General features: G+C 64.0%; 4 protein-coding genes. All 4 read right to left on the bottom strand.

Annotated elements, in window-relative coordinates; genetic code table 11:
- Nucleotides 1–865, bottom strand: an 865-nt coding sequence (locus tag BEK68_RS07625; protein WP_170816374.1) for an Hpt domain-containing protein, incomplete at its 3' end; no start/stop codon positions are given.
- Between the two features lie 18 nt (nucleotides 866–883).
- Nucleotides 884–1,297: a response regulator gene (locus tag BEK68_RS07620; RefSeq protein ID WP_012430147.1), complete on the bottom strand. Its 414-nt coding sequence runs from the start codon at nucleotides 1,295–1,297 to the stop codon at nucleotides 884–886.
- A gap of 25 nt (nucleotides 1,298–1,322) precedes the next feature.
- Entirely contained in the window at nucleotides 1,323–2,270 is a 948-nt protein-coding gene (gene motB / locus BEK68_RS07615; protein WP_012430146.1) for a flagellar motor protein MotB, read from the bottom strand.
- A gap of 200 nt (nucleotides 2,271–2,470) precedes the next feature.
- On the bottom strand, nucleotides 2,471–3,331 hold the full coding sequence (motA, locus tag BEK68_RS07610; protein WP_012430145.1) for a flagellar motor stator protein MotA: 861 nt from the start codon (nucleotides 3,329–3,331) through the stop codon (nucleotides 2,471–2,473).
- Nucleotides 3,332–3,515: the final 184 nt, after the last annotated feature.

Here is a 3,515-nt window from a genome sequence, read left to right as displayed (position 1 = left end):
GGACGGCGGCAGCGGCAACGGCCTGGGCCGGCGCAGCTTCGTTCGCAGCCGGGGCGTGCACTTCCGTCTGTGCGGCAGCGGGCGTCGGTGCCGCCACCACCGGCGCAGCGGCTTCAGCGGCCGGCGCCGCGCCACCTACGTGCGGTGTGATAACGATCTGGTCGGCATCGATAATGAAGCAGCTCACCGCGATGATGTCGTCGGCGGTGCAGGTGCTCTGCAGCACGATGTCGCTGTTGCGGCCGGTGCGCGCGTGGCGCAGCACGGTGCCCAGGTGCTTGAGTTCGGTGACGATCAGCTCGCAGTCTTCGTTCGAGACGTTGATGAGCTTGATGTCCAGGCCGCCTTCGATGTCGCCCACGACTTCGGCTGCAGGCGCCTCGACAACCACCGGGGCGGGCTGGGGCGCGGCCACCGGTTCGGGTGCCGCCGCCACGGGGGCCGCAACTGCCGGTGCGGCAGCAACAGGGGCACCGTCCTCGGCGGTCAGGCTGTTGAGCTTGGCCACCATGTATTCGAGCGTGGCCGTATCGATGGGGTGCTCTTGCCGGTAGGCATCAAGTTGGCTTTTCAACACGTCTTTCGTTTCCAGGAAGGCATCCACCATGTTTTCGCGCAGCTGCAGGGTACCGGTGCGGGCGCGATCCAGAATCGATTCGGCCACATGCGTGAGTTCCGTCATGTGCGTGAAACCGAAGGTCGCAGCGCCACCCTTGATGGAGTGCGCGCAACGGAAGATGGCGTTCAGATCGTCGGAGGAAGGGTTGGCGACATCGAGGTTGAGCAGCAGCCGCTCCATGTCGACGAGCAGCTCTTCCGCCTCTTCGAAGAAGGCGCCGAAAAACTGGCTAAGGTCGAGGTTCATATCTGTCGTCTCGGTCGTTTAATGCGTCGATGCAGACCCGTGGGTCTGCGCATGCCATTCGAGCAACTGCATCACCGAATCCGTCAGCCCATCCGGGTCGAACGGCTTGGGCAGGAAGCCCGTCGCGCCGGCAGCACGTGCCTGGTCGCGGATGGAGTTGTCTGCCTCGGTGGTCAGCATGAGGATCGGGGTGTCGGCGTAGGCCGGCAGTGCGCGCAGCGCGCGGATGAGGGTCAGGCCGTCCATCGACGGCATCACCTGGTCAGTGATCACAAGGTGGTGGCTGCCCTGCGCACTCGTGCGCACGGCCTCCAGCGCGGCGGAGCCGTCGCCGGCTTCCGTCACGGCAAAGCCGCACTCGCGCAGGCACGCGGCAATCATGCGGCGGATCGACGTGGAATCGTCCACCACCAGGATGTGTTTCTCGCTCATTGACTGTTTCTCCCCTCGGCGCTCTTTATGGCTTGGCCGCAGTCACCGCGTCTGCCACACCCGTGGCACGTGCGGCGGCGTCGGTCAGCGTGTCTTTGCCGTCATTGCGCAGGTCGGCCACCGGCTCGACCCCACCCGAGCGCACAGCCTCGGCGGCGCGCGCGTTGAGCACGACGATGCTGATGCGGCGATTGATCGGGTTGTAGATGTTCGTCTTGTCCAGCGGCACCGATGCCTCCAGGCCCACCACGCGGCTGACCTTCTCGGGCTTCATGCCGCCCGCCACCAGCTCGCGTCGCGATGCGTTGGCGCGGTCGGCCGACAGTTCCCAGTTGCTGTAGCCGTGCTGCGTGGCGTACTGCGTGGCGTCGGTGTGGCCCGACAGGCTGATCGGGTTGGGCACATCGTTCAGCGCCGTGCCCAGCTCGCGCAGGATGGTGCGCATGTACGGCTGCACCTCGGCGCTGGCGTTGGCAAACATCGGGCGGTTCTGCTGGTCGACGATCTGGATGCGCAGGCCTTCGGTGGTCATGTCGATCAGCAACTGGTGCTTGAACTGGCTCATCACCGGGTTCGTCTCGACCATCTCGGCAATCTTCTGCTTGAGCTTGTTCAGCGCCGCATCGTCCGATTCATCGCGGATGTTGCGCTGGCGCTGCACCGTCGGGCTGGGACTCGGGTTCGGCTGCGGCATGTTCTGCTTGAGCGCCGGGCTGCCCTGCAGGATGCTCGACTGGTCGCCCGACCCGGCGCCACCGAACAGCGCCACCTTCAGCGGCGTGCGGAAATACGTTTCAACCGACGACAGCTCGGCCTTGGTCACCGAGCTGAGCAGCCACATCAGCAGGAAGAACGCCATCATGGCGGTCACGAAGTCGGCGTAGGCGATCTTCCACGCGCCACCGTGGTGGCCGTGTCCGCCTTTCTTGTTGCGCCGAATGACAATGAAGGTCGGCGTGCTGGACTTGCTCATGGTCCGCTCCCGTCGGTGTGTACTGTGTGGTTAGTGGCGCAGCTCGGTGGCTGTGCTCTTGTGGTCGTAGTGATCGTTTTGAACCCGCTCAGGATCCGTAGCGAGCAGGCCCGAGGTTGGCGCGAGAAGCGCAGCCGTACACGGGTACGGCGAGCATCGCAGGGCCAAGATCGGGACGCGCAGTAGGATCATGAGTGGGTTCAGGCTGTCTTGGCGCCACGGACGTGGTCTTCCAGCTCGGCAAAGGACGGACGCTCGGTCGAGAACAGCACCTTGCGGCCGAATTCCACGGCAATTGCCGGCGCGTAGCCGTTCATGCTGGCCAGCAGCGTCACCTTGATGCACTGGAACAACTTGGTCGACTCTTCGGCGCGCTGCTCCAGCAGCGAACCCAGCGGCCCGATGAAGCCGTACGCCAGCAAGATGCCCAGGAACGTACCGACCAGCGCAGAGGCGATCAGCTTGCCCAGCTCTGCCGGCGGCAGGCCGACCGAGCCCATCGTGTGCACCACGCCCATCACGGCGGCCACGATGCCGAAGGCCGGCATGGCGTCGCCCACTTTGGTGATGATGCGTGCAGGTTGTTCGGCTTCGTGGTGGTGGGTGTCGATTTCCTGATCCATCAGCGCTTCGATCTGGAACGGATTCAGGTTGCCGCCCACCATCAGGCGGAGGTAATCGCAGATGAAATCCAGCGCGTGGTGATCGGCCTGGATGGCGGGGTAATTGGCGAACAGCGTGCTTTCATGCGGGTTCTCGATGTCGGCTTCGATCGACATCATCCCTTCACGGCGGATCTTGGACAGCACCACGTACAGCAGCGCCATCACTTCCATATAGAGGGCCTTGGTGTACTTCGAGCCTTTGAACAGGCCCGGCAGCGCCTTGACGGTGGCGTTGATGGCCTTTTTGTCGTTGCCGACCACGAAGGCGCCAATGCCGGCGCCGAAGATGATCAGCAGTTCGGTCGGCTGAAACAAGGGCCCGAGGTGTCCTCCGGCCAGCATGTAGCCGCCGAACACCGACGCGAGAATCACGATGTAACCGATGGCAACTAACACGGGGCGAACTCCTGAATGGGCGATCCTTCGATCAATACAAAGGGGAATATCGGCATTCCCCCGGTTAACTGAAGGCCGGGGCCCCTGGTTTTGCTGCTGCGCAGTGCTTGGAAAACCCTGCCACCGCGCGCTTCTTCCCCAAGAACGGCAACAAAACGGGCGGCTTGAGCGCCACCCGGCTCAA

Source organism: Ralstonia pickettii (assembly GCF_001699815.1).
In the GTDB taxonomy this organism is placed as follows: domain Bacteria; phylum Pseudomonadota; class Gammaproteobacteria; order Burkholderiales; family Burkholderiaceae; genus Ralstonia; species Ralstonia thomasii.
This window is presented reverse-complemented; position numbering and strand designations above follow the sequence as displayed.